Raw genomic sequence first — 15,508 nt, 5'->3', positions numbered from 1 at the left:
GTTTGCTCCATTTATACAGTCTTTTCTTGAGTATACCACAGACTGCGGCGATTTCGTTGTCTGTATTGCTACAGTTGTAAGTCAATGTTCTCATACTGCTGCGGATCAAGCGCCGTCAAGGTGATGCCCAAAAGCCGCACCTGCTCCGGCCGGTGGTCTAGGCCCTGCCACAGCTGCCACGCCGCGGCGCCGATCGCGGTCGCCCCTTCGAAGTACGTGTCTTGGGTCAGCCGCTTGGTTTGGGTGACAAAGTCGGCGTCACGCACCTTCAGCACCACCGTCTTGCCGTGCTTTTGCTTCTTGGTCAACGATTCGGCCACCAGTGCCGCGAGCCGCTCGAGCTCGCGCTTGACCGCGGGTTCGGCGGCCAGCACGCTTTGGTACGTTCGCTCCTTGCCGATTGACTTGGCCGTTCGCACCAGCACCGGGCGGTTGTCCACGCCCCGGGCATGCTGGTACAGTCCCAGGCCCATTTTGCCAAAGCGGGTGATCAGCGCCTCCTGGCTGAACTGGCGCAGCGTGTAGCCGTCGGTGATGCCCAGCGCCTCCAGCTGCGGCGCCGTTTTCGCCCCCACCCCGCGGAAGGCCGCAATCGGCAGCCGGTCCAGGAACGCCTGGGCCTGCTCGGGCAAAATGATCGTGCGGCCCTGCGGCTTGTTGTACTCCGAGGCCTCCTTGGCCAAAAACTTGTTGTACGACAACCCAATCGAGCTGGTCAGCCCCGTCGCCTGGCGAATCTGATCTTGCAGCCACAGCCCCAGCGCGATGGTCGTGCGAAACTGGGTGTTGCCGGTCACATCGAGGTACGCCTCGTCCAGCGCTACCGGCTCGATCAAGTCGGTGACCTGGTGGAACAGGTCGTGAATCTGCGCCGACACCGCGCGGTACTTGGTGAAGTCCGGCGCCTTGAAGGTCAAAAGCCGCCGCGGCACCAACCTAAGCGCCTGGTTGGCCGGCATCGCCGAATGCACCCCGTACTGCCGGGCCACGTAATTGGCGGTGGTCACCACCCCCTTGCCGCCGGTGGTTCGCGGGTCGTGGGCGATCACCAACGCCCGGCTGCGCAGCCGCGGATCGTCACGCTCCTCGATGGACGCGTAAAAGGCGTCCATGTCGACGTGAATAATCTTGCGCGACGTGTCGTTTTTCATCGGTAGCTCGAGCATGGGAAACTCCTTTCAGAGGGTGGAACGTGGCGCATTTAGCGGGACGGGTAGCCTAGCCGTGGCGCTTGGGACCCGGGCCTGGTCCCGAGTGACGCGGCGTAGCTAGCCGCTCCCGCGTTGCCGCGGGGAACCCGTTTCAGAGGGTGGAACCGAGCGGTTAGCCGTCCGGCCAGCGTGGGACCGGTGCTTGAAGCGGTCCTTGCTTCGAGTGCTGGTCCAAGCTGGCCGCGGCGGCGATGCTCGGTGGAACCCGTTTAGAGGGTGGAACGCGGCGCATTTAGCGGGACGGGTAGCCTAGCCGTGACGCTTGGGACCCGGGCCTGGTCCCGAGTGACGCGGCGTAGCTAGCCGCTCCCGCGTTGCCGCGGGGAACCCGTTTAGAGGGTGGAACGCGGCGCATTTAGCGGGACGGGTAGCCTAGTCGTGACGCTTGGGACCCGGGCCTGGTCCCGAGTGACGCGGCGTAGCTAGCCGCTCCCGCGTTGCCGCGGGGAACCCGTTTGGCGAGTGGCGCCGACCGGCCAAGATAAAAACAAGGCCCCGCGCATCGCCATGCGCAGCACCTCGTCAATGAAGCGGCTAATCCGCCATCTGAATTCGGGTCGGCTGCCAAAACCAGTCGTGGCCGTCCTGTTGCAGCAGCTCAAAGGCAGCCTTGGGGCCCATCGTGCCGGCCGGGTACGTCGGCATCGTGTCGTCTTTGGCCCATGCGGCCAAGATGACATCGATGTAGCGCCAGGTCGCGGCCAACTCCGTCCAGTGGTTGAAGTTGGTCTGATCGCCAACCAAGGCGTCCTCGATCAGCCGCTCGTAGGCCTCAGGCGCCGCCTGGGCGGCCTTTTTGTCGTGGCGGAAGTCCAGGTTCTCGGGTGTCAGGTCGTTGGTCTGACCGAGCTTCTTGCCGTTGAGCTGCAGGGTAATGCCCTGCGTCGGCTCGATGTAGATGGTCAAGTGAGCGGCGGGTTGGGCCCCGAACAGCCCCGGGGTACCAGGCTTGAAGGTCACGGTGACCTGCGTCGACTTGCGGGTCAGGCGCTTGCCGGTTCGCACGTAGATTGGAACGCCGGCCAGGGCCGGGGCATCGGTTGTGATGCGCCCGGCAACGAAGGTGTCGGTCATGGAGGCCGGCGCCACCCCGTCTTCTTGGCGGTAGCCCGGCACCGTCGCCCCGGCAATCTGGGCGGTCGTGTACTGCCCCCGCACGAAGTTGGCCGCGGCCTCCTGCGTGGTGTAGCGGTGCAGGTTGGCGAAGGCTTCGGCCTTGACCTCGTGAACCGCCGCGGCGGAAAGCGCCGCCGGTTCGGCCATGGTCAGGTAGGCGACCAGCTGCATCACGTGGTTTTGGACCATGTCGCGCAACGCGCCGGCGGTTTCGTAGTAGCCGGCGCGTTCCTCGACCCCGACGGCCTCGGCCAGCGTAATCTGGATGTCTTGGATGAAGTCCTTGTTCCACAGCGCCTTGACGATCGGGTTGCCGAAGCGCAGCCCCATGATGGCCTGCGCCATTTCCTTGCCCAGGTAGTGGTCGATGCGGAAAATCTGGGATTCGGCGAAGGTCGCCGTGATCGAGTCGTTCAGCGCCTTGGCGCTGGCGTAATCGTGGCCAAACGGTTTTTCAATCACCAAGCGGTTGAAGCCGCTATCAGTCAAAAGCGCCTCGGACTTCAGGTGGCTGGCGATGGTGGCGAAAAACGTCGGCGCCATCGCCATGTAGTACAGCCGGTTGCCGGCCGCGTCGTACTTGGCGTCGAGCTTGGCGGCCAGCTCCTTGAGCGTGATGTAATGCGCCGCGTCGGTGACGTCGTGGGACTGGTAGTAAAAATGCTCGGCGAAGGCGACGGCCTGGTCGTGGTCGTTGTCGCCGGCCACGGCCGAAACGACGATGTCGCGGTAATGGGCATCGGTCCAAGGCCGCCGGGCCGTGCCGATCACGGCGAAGTGTTGCGCCAGGATGCCGCGCTTGTACAGCCCGAACATCGCCGGATAGAGCTTGCGTTGCGCGAGGTCGCCGGACCCCCCGAACAAAATGATGACAGCAGCGGTTTCTTCAGCCATTGTTAACTCCTACTCCTGAACTTCAACGAAAATGTGCGAGGCCCGGCCCAGTTCAACGGGCAGGTCCTTGCCGGTTTCACGCTGGTGCAGCGTGATGGTTCGCGCATCCTTGGCCACCACTTGAAAGTGGTCCTCAATGTGCAGCCCCATGCCGAAAATGTAATCGATTACCGCGGCCTCGTCGACCACCCGCTCGATGTGGCCGTGGTCGCCGACGGCCAGGCTGGCCAAGGCGACGCGGCTTTGGTCGAGGTAATGCCCATCCTCATCGGGAATCACGCCGCCGTGGGGGCAGTACTGGGGCTTGCCCAGCATCTTGGCCAGCCGGTCGGCCATGTCCGGCGTGGTCGCGTGTTCGAGCTTTTCGGCCTCCTGGTGAATCGCGTCGACGGGATAGCCGAGAGACGACACCAGAAAAACCTCCCACAGCCGGTGGTTACGCACCAGCATCGCGGCCTTTTGCTGGCCGCTGGCGGTGAGCTTAATGCCTTGGTAAGGGGTGTGCGTGACGTAGTGCTGCTCGACCAGCTTGGTGATCATTTCGCTCACCGACGCCGCACTGACGGTCAGCCCCGCCACAATCTGCTTGTTGGAGATCAAGGCCGTGTCGCCACCCAACTCAAAAATCATTTTCAAATAGTCTTCTTTATTCGGTGTCATTGTTCTCCTCACCTCTTTGTCCACTGTCTTTATTATGCCCGACTTGAGCAAAAATTACACCCTTAATCAGACCGCACCAAAGCGGCCGCCCGACGGCACAGGCGACCACTGCCTTGACGGCGCGTTGGCGGTCAAAAAAGGCTTGCCCGGTGAGCAAGCCTTTTTCGATTAGTCCGCGTTGTCTTCGTCGTCCTCGTCGGCCAAGAAGGTGTTGAGCACCTCTTCGACCATCGCCCATTCGTCGTCGTCTTCGATGGGGAACAGGTCGCCTTGGCTGGCGTCGCCGTTCTCGTCGGGCGTGAAGGAGAAGGCCTGAATCTCAAGCTCCTCGTCCTCGCTTGCGCCTTGCGGGTACAAGAGCACGTAGCTCTTGCCGTAATCGTCGGAGTCGAAGGTGAACAGGACCTGGTACAGATCCTCGTTGCCCTTATCGTCGATCAGGGTGATCAGCTGCTCGTCTTCGCCTGGGTGCAAGTGTTCGTTGTTCTCTTCTGCCATGATAGCCTCCGTCAGGACCGGCTTCTGCGGTCCAGGTAATTTTGCAAAATCATCTGCGCCGCGAGCTTGTCGATGACCTGCTTTTGGCGTTTGCGCGACGCGTCGGCCTCTTCGATCAGCATCCGCGATGCCTCAACGGTGGTCAGCCGCTCGTCGGTGAAATCAACGGGCAACCCAAAGCGAGCCTTGAGCATCTCGCCGTAAGCCTGGGACTTTTCGGCCCGGGGCCCCAGCGTGTTATTCATGTTTTTGGGCAGGCCGACGACGAACTCGGTGACCTCGTACTGCGCCACGATTTCGGCGACGCGGTCCAGCCCGTAGTCGTCCTTGTCCTCGTTGATTCGAATAATCTCAAGCCCCTGTGCGGTCCAGCCCAAGGGATCGCTCAGCGCGATGCCGACGGTGCGGGAGCCCACATCCAAGCCCATTAAGCGCATCTAGTCTTTCTCCTTGCCCAGCGCGTTACGAACAAGCTCCTCGATGATGACATCGCGTTCGTACTTGCGGATTTGGGCGCGGGCGTCCTTGTACCGCGGGATGTAAGCCGGGTCGCCTGAAATCAGGTAACCCACGATTTGGTTGATTGGGTTGTAGCCCTTTTCCTCAAGGGATTGGTAGACGGTTTCTAACGTCTCACGGACGTTTTTCGGGTTGTTGTCCGGAAAATCAAAGTGGACGGTTTGATCTAATGTGCTCATTCCTAACACCTCTATTCTGTCCAGTTCACCCTCTATTTTACTTGAAAACGGTCCAAAGTACAACGGCAGAGGGGCAAGAGTCAACCCAGGGCGGAAGGCCGCGGGTTGAGTGGGACGGCTAGCGTAGGGCTGGCGCTTGAGGCCCGGGTTTGGCCTCGAGTGACGCGGCGTAGCTAGCCGCTCCCGCGAAGCGGCCTGGAGCCCGACGACCCAGGGCACAGCCAGACACATTTAGCGAACCGAGTCCCGCCGCGCCGGTGCTGCCTACGCGTCGGCCGGCCACTGCCGCAGCGCCTCAACCCCGACGGCCAGCGCCGGCAGCTGCGAGGCGACCCCGAAGCCGCGATCATCGTAGGCGTCAATGGCGGCCAGACTGTCGGCGGTGAACAGGATCTGGCCGAACCTGGCCCCGCGAAAGGCCGCACAGGCGGCCATGGCGGCGCATTCCATTTCGACCACCTCAAAGCCCTGCGCCTTGGCCTTGGCGATTTTACCCGGCGTCTCGCGGTAATACGCGTCGTTGGTCCAAGTCCCCACCGCCTTGCCGCGCGGCCCCAAGACCCGCAGCAGGTGAGCGGCCAGCGCCGGATCCAGCGCGATGCTGGCCGCCGGCGGCAGGTAGTGGTAAGACGTCCCTTCGTCGCGCAGGGCCTGGGTCACCACCATCAACTGATTCTCCGGGGCATCGACCAAAACGCCGCAGGAGCCGATGGCCACCACCACCTGGGCCCCGTAGCCCAGCAGGAAGTCCAGCAGCTGAACGGCGGCTGGGGCCCCCAGCGGCATCTGGCACAGGCCGATGGTCTGGTCGCCCACCGCCAGCGCATACACGCGGTAGTGCTTGGCGATGGTCAGGTATTCGCCAACCTGCCGGTGCGGCCGCGTGGCCAAGAAGGCCGCGAAGTTGTCGTCGCTGACGAAGGCCGCCAGCATCTTGGCCGGCAGCACGAAGCCCTCGCCGCGGTTGGGGGCGATCACCGCCGTTGGGTCGGCGTCGTAATCGGTGATGGGAATTAGCATGTGGATAACCACCTTTCGCACTCTGAATTGTGGTTAAGCCTATCACTTTGACGGCCATTGTCCACCGTTTTCTCGCCTAATTCTGCCCCAGCTGTGGCTAACCCGCGGGTTATCCCCAGTGTTAGCCACATATCCCCCGTTTTCCCGGTGCAAAACCACGCGCCGGTCAGACTTACCCACAGGTGGATAAGTCAGCCACGTGAAAAGGGCCGACCCGCGGCCGACCCTCACGTGCTTGTTCCAATGTCGCTCAGCCTTGGGCCAGCCGCCTGGCCACCGCGGCGTGGAGTTGGTCCAGCCACGCGGCGTTTTGCGGGTAAGCCGTGAAGCTGAGCGGCTGGCCGGCCGCCTGTTCAATCATCGCAAGCACCGCCGGGCGACCGATGCGGCTAGCCAGCTGCTGCAAGGCGGCGAGGTCGGCCAGCCCCATCATCTGCACCTCGTTGCGAATGCTGGTCTCCGGTCCATTTTGCCCCGGGTAAACCAGGAACGGATCGCCGCCCGGGAAGAAGCCGGCGGCGTCGGTGACGGCGTAGGGGTCGACCGGATGGGTACTCAAGGCGGCGCTGTAGAAGTTGTAGCCCCAGTGCAGGAACCCCGGGATGTCGAAGACGAACAAGAGTGTCCCCATCACCCGGTTGCGAAAGCTCGGCAGCGCGAAGAAGCGGTTGGGGACCCGGTCGCCTTGGCTGCAACAGTAGTAGGCCCACAACGGCGAGACCCCGGCGGCCAGGAACGGCTCAAGCGCGTCGTCGGCGACCACCGGCAGCGGCACCAGGCCGCTCTCGTGCAGCGCAAGCGACGACACCGCGTCCATCACCCGGCAGCCAGCGAACAAGTCGGCCACGCTGGCGCGAGCCGCGGCGAACTGTGCCATCTGCGCCGGCCCGGGTTCGTCGGACACGTGGTAAAACAGGTGGTCGTTGTCGTAGCCATACTCGGCCATCACCACTCTGGCCGCCGGCAGCAGCTGGTGGAGAAAGGCGACGTAATCCGGATCGGTGGCGGCAGTGGCCCAGCCGAAGCGCCAGGCCCCGGCAACCTGGATGTTCGGGGCGTGTTCGGCCCCCCATTGGGTGAACAGCGGCGGCAGCTCCAGGTTGACCACGCCGAGGCGCCGGCACAGCTGACACCAGCGGCGCAGGTTGGCCCAATCGAAGGTGAAGCGCCCGGGTTCAGGCTCGCTCACCGTGACCAGCTGCACGTTCAGGCGCCGGGTTCCGACCGCGGTGTCCAAGGGCGGCGTGAACAGCGGAGTCAAAAGCGTGTTGATGCCACAGCGGCTGACCGCAAAACCGACGAACTCGGCAATCCGCACCCACAGCGCCGGCTCGTAAGGCGTCAGGTGGTAGTAGTTGGCCAGCCCGTCGACGTGGAACCACTCGGAATGCCACAGCGCCGGCGGGGTCGCCGCGGCCGCTGCGACGGTCAGGTTCACGGTCAGCACCTGCTGGGGCGTCTTCTCATCCCCGACCCGGACTCCGATGCGCCACTGGTGTTGGCCCGGCGCCAATCCCGCCGTGTCCAGCCGCAGCCAGGCGGCTCGCCACTGGCCGAGATACGCGCGGAGGTCGCCCGGCACCAGCGGATCGGGGAACAGCCCCGGGGCGGTTCTCAGGTAGCCCGGGTCGCCTTGCGCGTCGGGGCGTTTGGCCAGCGTGGCCGGCACCAGGCCGACTTGCAGCACCTCCGCGGCCGGCGTCGCCTCAAGCGCAACCGTCGCGAAGGTGCCGTCAAGCGCCGTGGCCGACACCGCCACCTGCACCGCTGCGACCTCCCCTTGCAGCACCGTCAGGCCAGCGGTCAGCGGCGCCGGCGCCTGGTCTGGGAACACCTTGGTCATGCAAGAGACCAGGCGAGCGGCAATGCGATCAGTCATGTTCCGCCTCCTTTTGGCGCCGTACGAAGGCCAGCGTCGGCTGGCACTGCTCAGAGGTGCGGCGGGTCAGCTGACCGTTTTGCACGAAGCCCTCCTCGCGGTTGACCAGGTGCTTGGCCAAGGCCGCCTTCAGCGCCGCAACCGTCGCGGCGTAGGCCGGATCGCCAATCGCGTCGTGTTGCTCGTCGGGGTCTTTGGTGAGGTCGAACAGCTGGTAGCGGTCCTGGCACGGAAACCAGATCAGCTTGATGCCGGCCTGCAGCACGAATTGCGCCGACCACTCCCAGTAGGCGTGTTCGCCAAAGACCAGGCGCGAGCCGGCCGCTTTCGGCGCCTTTCCTTCGATCAGCGGCCGCACACTTTGCCCGTCCGTCGCCACCGGCTCACCGCCGGTCAAGTCAACCAGGGAGGCGAACAGGTCCTGCAAAACCACCTGCGCGTCGATCTGGTGCGGCGTTCCCGCCAGCAGGTGACCGGGATCGTACAGGAAGCTCGGCACGTGAACGCTGCCTTGGTACGGCATCATTTTGCGGAAGAACCCGTGCTCACCCAACAGGTCGCCGTGATCGGAGACGAACCAGATCAGCGTGTGGTCGAACTCGCCGGTTTCCACCAAGGCGGTCAAGAAGCGTCCGATCTGGTGGTCCAGGTGCGAGATCAGCCCGAGGTAGCCGGCCACCATGCGCCGCTCGTCGTCGTCGCGCAGTTTGCCCTGCATGGCCTCCAGGGCCGGCGGCTGGTCCGGCACCCGCTCCCAGTCGCCCATGTGCAGGTCAAGCGCGTGGTCCTTGAGGCGCTGCATGTACATGTCGAAGTAGTACGGCGGCGGGTCCAGCGGCGCGTGGGGCTTGTCGAAGGACAGCTTGAGGAAAAACGGGCAGGTCGGATCGCGCCGCTTCAAAAAGTCGATGCCCTGCTTGACGATCCAGTTGGTCGGGTGCTGATCCTCGGGGTACGGCCACGGCCGCGCGTCCCAGGCGTTGCAGTTGAGCCCGTCGTCCATGTAGTCGCGGTCACCGCCTTGACGGTGCAGGTCGGCCAGGTAGTCGTCGCTGTTTTCAAAATTCCCCACGTAAGGCTGCTGGTGCTTGCGCTCGACGTGCAGGTAGCCGTCGTGCAGCACCACGTGGTCGTAGCCCAGGCGCTTGCGCGGCGGGTAGACGTGCATCTTGCCGATCGCCTCGGTCTGGTAGCCGCGGTCCTTGAAGCTTTGCGGCAGCGTCTGGGCGAAGTTCCAAGGCATCAAGTCCTCGTACCCCACCCGACCGGTGTGGGCCGGGTTCAGCCCGGTCAACAGCCCCGCCCGGGCCGGAACGCAGCTGGGCGTGACCGAGTACATCTGGCCGAAGTTGTACCCCGCTCGGGCCATGTCGTCCAAAACCGGCGTCGAGACAAAGCCGGTCGGGTCGTTGATGCCCAGGCAATCCGCCCGCATCTGGTCGACTTCGATCAACACAATATTTGGTTTCATTCGTCTGCTCCTCTAGTCATCGTTCCGATGTAAGACAGCGTCGGTGCCGCGCGAAACTGGGTGAAAGTGACCCGCACCGCCCGGGTGGTGCAAGGCTGCCCCAGCACCAGCCGCTTGGCACCGATGGTCTGGCCGGACCCCCACCGCTGCCAGCCGGCTGGCGTCTGCACCGCAATGGTGAAGCCCTCGATGCGCTGGCCCAGCGTCAGGTCCTCCTGCAAGGCGACGGTGTCAAACGTCACCGGCCGCGGCCAGGTCAAAGTCACCGTCGGCTGTGCGTCGCCGCCTGCCGCCTGCCAGGCCGCGGCGCCGGCCGCCAATGCGGTGCTTGCGGCAGCGGCCGGTTCCGGCGCGTTCACAGACGCAATAACCGGGGCGGCGCCGTCAGTCGGTCCCGCAGAACTTGAGGCCGTCACCGCGGCCCGGCCAGCGACGTCGCTGCGCTGCATCGCCGTCAATCGCCGCCCCAGCGCCGCCAGGTTGGCCACATCCACCGGGCACAGCCGGCCATCCGCTTGCGGTGGCACGTTGAGCAGGAAGCTCGCGTTGCCGCCAACCGCCGCCGCGTAGAGGTCAAACAGCTCGGCCGGCGTTCGCACCTGGGTATTTTCGGCCGCATGGTGGAACCAACCCGGGCGAATGGAGGTGTCGACCTCCGCCGGGTACCAGGCCAAGGGACCATCGTAGTCGGCCAAAGCGGCGCGGCTGCCAAGATCCGGCAGGCTGGAGTTGAAGCGGCGGGAGAACCCCGGCGTGTCGGCTTGCTGCGAGGCCGCGGCCGTTTTCTCCGCGTCTTGTAGTTCCGCCGGCACCACGCTCCACTCCGCCTCACGCGCGACGCCGGCCTCGTTGCCGATCCACCGCACATCCGGACCACACACCGCGATGGTCGCCGCCGGTTGCAGCCGCCGAATCACCGAATAGTACCGCGCCCAATCATAGCTTTGGCGCCGACCGTTGGGCCCCTCACCGTTGGCCCCGTCGAACCAGACCTCAAACACCGGCCCGTAGTGGGTCAACAGCTCGGTGAGCTGCCCGACGTAAAAGTCATCGTAGGCGGCCCCCGAGCCGTAGCTTGGCTCGTGGCGGTCCCAAGGCGACAGGTAGACACCGAACTTCAGGCCGTGCCGCTGGCAAGCCGCGGCGAAGTCCTTGACCACGTCGCCGTGGCCGCCTTGCCAAGGCGAGCTGGCCACTGTGTGAGTGGTCAAGGCGCTGGGCCACAGGCAAAAGCCGTCGTGGTGCTTGCAGGTCAGAATCGCGCCGCGCATCCCCGCCGCCTTCAGCGCGGCCGCCCAGGCGTCGCAATCCAGTTGCGCCGGGTTGAACCACGCCGGGTCCTCGGTCCCGTCGCCCCACTCCCGGTCGGTCATGGTGTTCATCCCAAAATGCACGAAACCGTAAAACTCGAGCCGCTGCCAGTCTAGCTGGCGAGGACTCGGCCGAACGGCGGCCAGTTGCGCCGGCGTCATGGCGCCACCACCGTGGTGAAGTCAAACGCCAGCTGCCAGGAGAACGTTTCTGCCGTGAACCGCTCGCCTTCCGGCAGCCGCGGACCGCAGCTGGCCGAGCCGATGCCGTTTTGCGCGTAATCCAGGCTCAGCACCGCGGCGGTTGCAACCGGCAGTTCCCAGTCGTGTTGGGCGGCCGTCAGCTGGGCGGCCGTGTAAGGCAGCAAGGAGAAGCTGGCCGGGGCCCCGAAGCCGACGTGCAGCCGGTGGTTGGCGGAAGTCACCGCCAGTTCGCGGGTGGCGTAGTGGCTGCCGTTCTCCTGCGGCTTGACGTAAGGTTCGAAGTTCGCCGCGGCCGTCGTGGTGAACCAGTTGAGTCGGGCCGCCTCGTGCTTGTCGCGGTAGCTTTCCATCGGGCCCATCCCCAGGTACTCGGCCTCAACCGCCGAATCGAGCATCAGCTGCAGCCCAAAGCGCGGCCACTCCGGCAGTGCTTGGCCGCGCGTCACCTGAACGGTGCCGCGCAGCTGACCGCTGGCGGTCACCGTCCAGGTCACCGTCAAGGCGGCAAGCGGCTGCACCTTGACGGCGGTCAGGCTCAGCTTGGTGGTGATCACCACCGCGCCGTCTCGCTGGGACACCGTGCAGCTGTCGCGGTGTGGTAACACGCGGTCGTACCCGGCCGCTCGCCAGGAGTCGGCCAAGTCGCGGTCGTTGTCGATCGGGGCTCGCCACAGCTGCCAGGCCATCGGCGCCTGCAGCCACTGGTGGCCCCCTTGCTCAAGCGTGGTCCAGGTGCCGGTGAAGGCGTCGAGCACATAGGTGAAGCCGAGGCCTTTGACCGTCACCGCCTTGGCCGTCTGGGCCACCGTCAATGCGGCGGTGCTTGGGACCAAGGCCGGCAGCTGGCAAGGCGGATCCTGCAGCACCCGCTGCTGAATGCCGACGTCTGCCAAAGGCGCCGCCGCGCCGGGTTCGCCCAGCGTCCACTCGACGCTCAAAAGCCCGGCGACTGCAGGCAGCGTCACCGCGAATGCCTTGGTGGCGTGAGGCGCCAGGCCGGTCAGGTCAAGCGCCTGCCACGGCCCTGGGACCCCGGCCACGCTGGCTCGCCAGTAGCCGACATAGGCCCCGCCGTCGGTGAAGTCCAGCCGGTTGTGCAACACCAGCTGACCGTTTTGCACCGTGGTCAGGCCAATCGGCAGGTGAACCGCCTGGTACTCCAAAAGCCCGGTGTGTGGCCGCCGGTCCGGGTAAACCAGCCCGTCCATGCAGAAGTTGCCGGCGTCCGGGAACTCGCCGAAGTCGCCGCCGTAGCCAAGCCGCTTGCCGTCTGCCATCAGCATCGCGTGGTCGCACCACTCCCAGACGAAGGCGCCGATGAAGTTGTCGAAGCGCTGCATCAGCTCGTCGTACACCGCCACGCCGCCGGGGCCGTTGCCCATCGCATGCGCGTACTCACACAACATCAACGGCAGCTTTGGGTAACGGTCGCAGAAGGTCTGGCAGCCGGCCGGGCTTTCGTACATGCGGCTGTACACGTCGACCAGCCCCATCGTCTGCTCCGGCGTCGCCGCCTCGGCCGCCGACAGCCCCTCGTAGTGAATCAGCCGGGTGCCATCGGCCTGGCGAACCCAGCGCATCGCCTGAGCGAAGTTCTCGCCGGAGCCCGACTCGTTGCCCATCGACCAGCAGAAGATGCAGGTGAACAGCCGGTTGGCCGCCACCATGCGCTGCTCGCGGTCCAAAATCAGCTTGGCGTAAGTCGGATCTTGCGCCAGCTGGTTGATGTCAGACGCCGCACCGTAAAGGTCGCCTGTGCCGTGGCACTCGACATCCGCCTCGGAGACGACGTAAAAACCCATGCGGTCGCACAGCGCGTAAAATTCCGGCGACTTCGGGTAATGCGACGTCCGAATCGCGTTGAAGTGGTGCTTTTTCATCAACACCAAGTCGCGGTGCCGCATCGCTTGCGTCACCGCCGCTCCCACCCGCGGGTCGGAGTCGTGGTAGTTGGTGCCGTAGAGCTTCACCGCCTGGCCGTTGAGCCGAAGCACCCCGGCCTCAAGCGTCCACTGCCGGAACCCGACGTCCAAAGGCAGCGCCTCGCCGCCGGCAACCACCACCAGCCGGTACAGGGCCGGATGCTCCGCGTTCCAAAAGGCGCAGTCGCTCACCTCAATCGCGATGCCGACCGCCCAGGTACCGGCCGCCACCTGCATGCCGGCCGCATCGTACAACGCGTATTGCGCCGCCGGACCCGCGTAAGCGTCGACCACTAAAGTCCCGATGCCTTGGGCGACGTTGACTTCGGTGTGCCAGTTCAGCGTCGTGGCGTGGTCTTGCGGTCGCGCCAGCAGGTAGACGCTGCGAATCAGGCCGCTGGTGCGAAACTTGTCTTGGTCCTCGAAGTAGGTCCCCACCGACCACTTGACCACCAGCACGGCCAGCGTGTTGGTCCCCGGGTGAACGAAGGCCGTCACATCGAACTCGCTGTTGGCGTGAGGCACGGAGTCGTAGCCGACGTACTGGCCGTTGACCCAGACGTACATCGCCGAGTCCTTGCCCTCGCAGTTCAGGTACCAGCTGGCATCGCCGGCCGCCACCGTGAAGTCGCGCCGGTAGTAGCCGGCCGGGTTGGCGTCGGGCACGAACGGCGGCTGGTAGGGTATCGGGTAGGAGACGTTGGTGTACTGGTGGTGATCGTAGCCGTGGTTTTGCCAGGTCGCAGGCACCGGTAGCACCGCCGTGGTCGCCAGCTGCCCATTGCGCCAAAAGTCTTCGCTCAGCGCCGAGATGTCCGGCAGGTAGGCGAAGTCCCAGTCGCCGTCCAGGCTGGTGAACTGGGGGGAGTCCTCGCGGTGCTTGGCCGCTCGGGCGGCCGCCGCCGTCGGGTAAGGAATGACGTACGGCCGGGCCGGTTCGGTGTTTTCGCTCAGCGCCTGGGGATCTTCGAGTAAGTCGCGTTTTGTCATGATTGTGCCACCTTTCACGTATTCTCGCCTATTGTATAGCGCTTACGCACGGAAGCATATCGCAAAACAGACACTCAAACATGGAAAAATGTCACCTCAAGCGACCGGCCGCAACCTAGGATCGCGACGCCACCAAAAAACCAGGCCGCGGCCTGGTAAGATGTGCGATTAACCGGCTCCCCCGCCTTCGCTGTGGCCGCGGCGGTAGGCTCGCGGCGATTGCCGGTAGACGCGCTTGAACTGGGTGGAAAAATACAGCGGATCCGGGTAGCCACACGCCGCGGCCACCGCCTGAACCGGCATCGCGGTCGTCTCCAGCAGCTGGATGGCCCGGGCCAGTCGCAGCCGCTGCAGGTACTGCTGCGGCGACACGTGCAAGGCGGCCTTGAACTGCTTGGTCAGGTAGCCGCGGCTGACGTTGACCCGCTGGGCCAGCCCCGCCACAGTGAGGGGCTCTTGGTAATGCGTGTGCAAAAAGGCCAGGGTGTCGTCGATGCGCTGTTGCTGAGGCGCCGGTACCGGCGACTGAGGCGGCAGCGCCACCGCCGCACTCAGCACATCCAAAAAACTCGCAAGCGCCGCCAGCCGCGCCAGCTCCCGGCCGTTGTCCGGCCGACACGCCGCCGCCACCGTCGTCAGGACCCGGCCGCACTGTTCGGCCTTCGCTTCGGGCAAGGCGGCCAGCGCCGCCTGCGTCAGCGTGGCCAAATGCTCATCCACCAGGCTCCCGGAGGCCGCCACCCAGGCGTAGGTCCAAGGCGTCGCCGCGTCCGGTCCGTAATCGACCAGCTGCCCCCGCTTGAAGAAGAACCACTCCCCGGCGTGGTAGGCTCGCCGCCGCCCATCGATGGTGACGGCCCCGCTGCCGCTCAGCACGTAATGAAACACGTAGGCCTGCCCCGCCTGGTAGCGGTAGTGATCAAGAACCGTGCAGGGCTGATACCCGCACTCCGTCAAGTTGAGCTCGGCGTGCGTCGCCGAAGCCCGGTACCAGAAGTATTCCAAGCCACCACCTCCCCCTTAATTAAACCGCTATCGCCGCGGAATTGCCACAGCGGTCGCCGACCGCGGACACCTGCCCGGCCATGCCGCGTTGTTGGGTCACGCCGCTGCACGGCCACCGCAGGGTTGACGCACCGGGCCGCCGCCCAGGCATGGATCCGGCTTTGCGCCACACAAAAAGACCACCGATTCCTCGGTGGTCCTGATGTCTTGGCACAAGCTGCAGGTCGCTCGCGAGGGGGGCGAGCCAGGCCTTGACAGCCGTGCGGATTGACTGATTGCGCCGGCCAGGCGGTGAGGGCCGCCTGTGCGACAACCGTGCGGGTAAGCAAGCCGCATGGCGCATGGTCTTTGGGGCTTAGCCCTTGACGCCGCCGACGGTCATGCCCTTGACGAAGTACTTCTGGAAGAATGGGTACGTCAAGGCGATTGGCAAGGTGGCGACAACAACGACGGCGAAGCGCATGCCTTCAGACGGAATTTCCGAGCCGGCGGCCAAGGTGGAACCGCCTTGTGCGGCCTGCTGGGTCAGCATCTGAATGTTGTTTTGAATCTTAACCAGCAGGTACTGCAGCGGTGTCACGTTCGGGCTGTCGGTGTACAGCATCGCGTTGAACCAGTCGTTCCAGTAGC

At 64.9% G+C, this 15,508-nt stretch carries 12 protein-coding genes and 1 pseudogene; all 13 read right to left on the bottom strand.

Going from position 1 to position 15,508, the window contains the following annotated elements:
* Nucleotides 1–68: 68 nt before the first annotated feature.
* The gene (gene dinB, locus ACYVRZ_RS06620) at nucleotides 69–1,166 is read right to left on the bottom strand and encodes a DNA polymerase IV (protein WP_461225842.1); all 1,098 of its coding nucleotides are present in this window, start codon (nucleotides 1,164–1,166) and stop codon (nucleotides 69–71) included.
* Between the two features lie 579 nt (nucleotides 1,167–1,745).
* Nucleotides 1,746–3,221: a glucose-6-phosphate dehydrogenase gene (gene zwf, locus ACYVRZ_RS06615; protein ID WP_461225840.1), complete on the bottom strand. Its 1,476-nt coding sequence runs from the start codon at nucleotides 3,219–3,221 to the stop codon at nucleotides 1,746–1,748.
* Nucleotides 3,222–3,230: 9 nt separating this feature from the next.
* Nucleotides 3,231–3,881 carry a metal-dependent transcriptional regulator gene (locus ACYVRZ_RS06610; RefSeq protein WP_461225838.1) on the bottom strand — a complete coding sequence of 217 codons (651 nt, stop codon included), beginning with the start codon at nucleotides 3,879–3,881 and terminating at the stop codon, nucleotides 3,231–3,233.
* 168 nt (nucleotides 3,882–4,049) lie between these two features.
* A complete protein-coding gene (locus tag ACYVRZ_RS06605) occupies nucleotides 4,050–4,379 on the bottom strand; it encodes a DUF1292 domain-containing protein (protein ID WP_461225836.1) in 330 nt (109 codons plus the stop codon).
* An 11-nt stretch (nucleotides 4,380–4,390) separates the two neighbouring features.
* Nucleotides 4,391–4,816, bottom strand: coding sequence for a Holliday junction resolvase RuvX (gene ruvX / locus ACYVRZ_RS06600; protein WP_461225834.1), 426 nt, complete (start codon nucleotides 4,814–4,816; stop codon nucleotides 4,391–4,393).
* Nucleotides 4,817–5,077, bottom strand: a complete 261-nt coding sequence (locus ACYVRZ_RS06595) for an IreB family regulatory phosphoprotein (RefSeq protein WP_225048878.1) — start codon at nucleotides 5,075–5,077, stop codon at nucleotides 4,817–4,819. It lies immediately after the preceding gene.
* Between the two features lie 264 nt (nucleotides 5,078–5,341).
* A complete protein-coding gene (locus ACYVRZ_RS06590; protein ID WP_461225831.1) occupies nucleotides 5,342–6,097 on the bottom strand; it encodes a nucleoside phosphorylase in 756 nt (251 codons plus the stop codon).
* Nucleotides 6,098–6,347: 250 nt separating this feature from the next.
* On the bottom strand, nucleotides 6,348–7,976 hold the full coding sequence (locus ACYVRZ_RS06585) for a DUF4091 domain-containing protein (RefSeq protein ID WP_461225829.1): 1,629 nt from the start codon (nucleotides 7,974–7,976) through the stop codon (nucleotides 6,348–6,350).
* The gene (locus ACYVRZ_RS06580; RefSeq protein ID WP_461225827.1) at nucleotides 7,969–9,447 is read right to left on the bottom strand and encodes an arylsulfatase; all 1,479 of its coding nucleotides are present in this window, start codon (nucleotides 9,445–9,447) and stop codon (nucleotides 7,969–7,971) included. Before ACYVRZ_RS06580 ends, ACYVRZ_RS06585 begins: the two co-directional genes overlap by 8 nt.
* On the bottom strand, nucleotides 9,444–10,919 hold the full coding sequence (locus ACYVRZ_RS06575; RefSeq protein WP_461225825.1) for an alpha-L-fucosidase: 1,476 nt from the start codon (nucleotides 10,917–10,919) through the stop codon (nucleotides 9,444–9,446). The genes ACYVRZ_RS06580 and ACYVRZ_RS06575 overlap by 4 nt, the downstream gene beginning before the upstream one ends.
* A complete protein-coding gene (locus tag ACYVRZ_RS06570) occupies nucleotides 10,916–13,873 on the bottom strand; it encodes a glycoside hydrolase family 2 TIM barrel-domain containing protein (RefSeq protein ID WP_461225823.1) in 2,958 nt (985 codons plus the stop codon). The genes ACYVRZ_RS06575 and ACYVRZ_RS06570 overlap by 4 nt, the downstream gene beginning before the upstream one ends.
* A 168-nt stretch (nucleotides 13,874–14,041) precedes the next feature.
* Nucleotides 14,042–14,878 carry an AraC family transcriptional regulator gene (locus tag ACYVRZ_RS06565; protein WP_461225821.1) on the bottom strand — a complete coding sequence of 279 codons (837 nt, stop codon included), beginning with the start codon at nucleotides 14,876–14,878 and terminating at the stop codon, nucleotides 14,042–14,044.
* A gap of 355 nt (nucleotides 14,879–15,233) precedes the next feature.
* Nucleotides 15,234–15,508 (bottom strand): annotated as a pseudogene (locus ACYVRZ_RS06560) (carbohydrate ABC transporter permease); the annotation flags it as partial.

Source organism: Lacticaseibacillus suihuaensis (genome assembly GCF_054785075.1).
The sequence above is the reverse complement of the archived record's forward strand: the minus strand, read 5'-3'. Positions and strand labels throughout refer to the sequence as shown.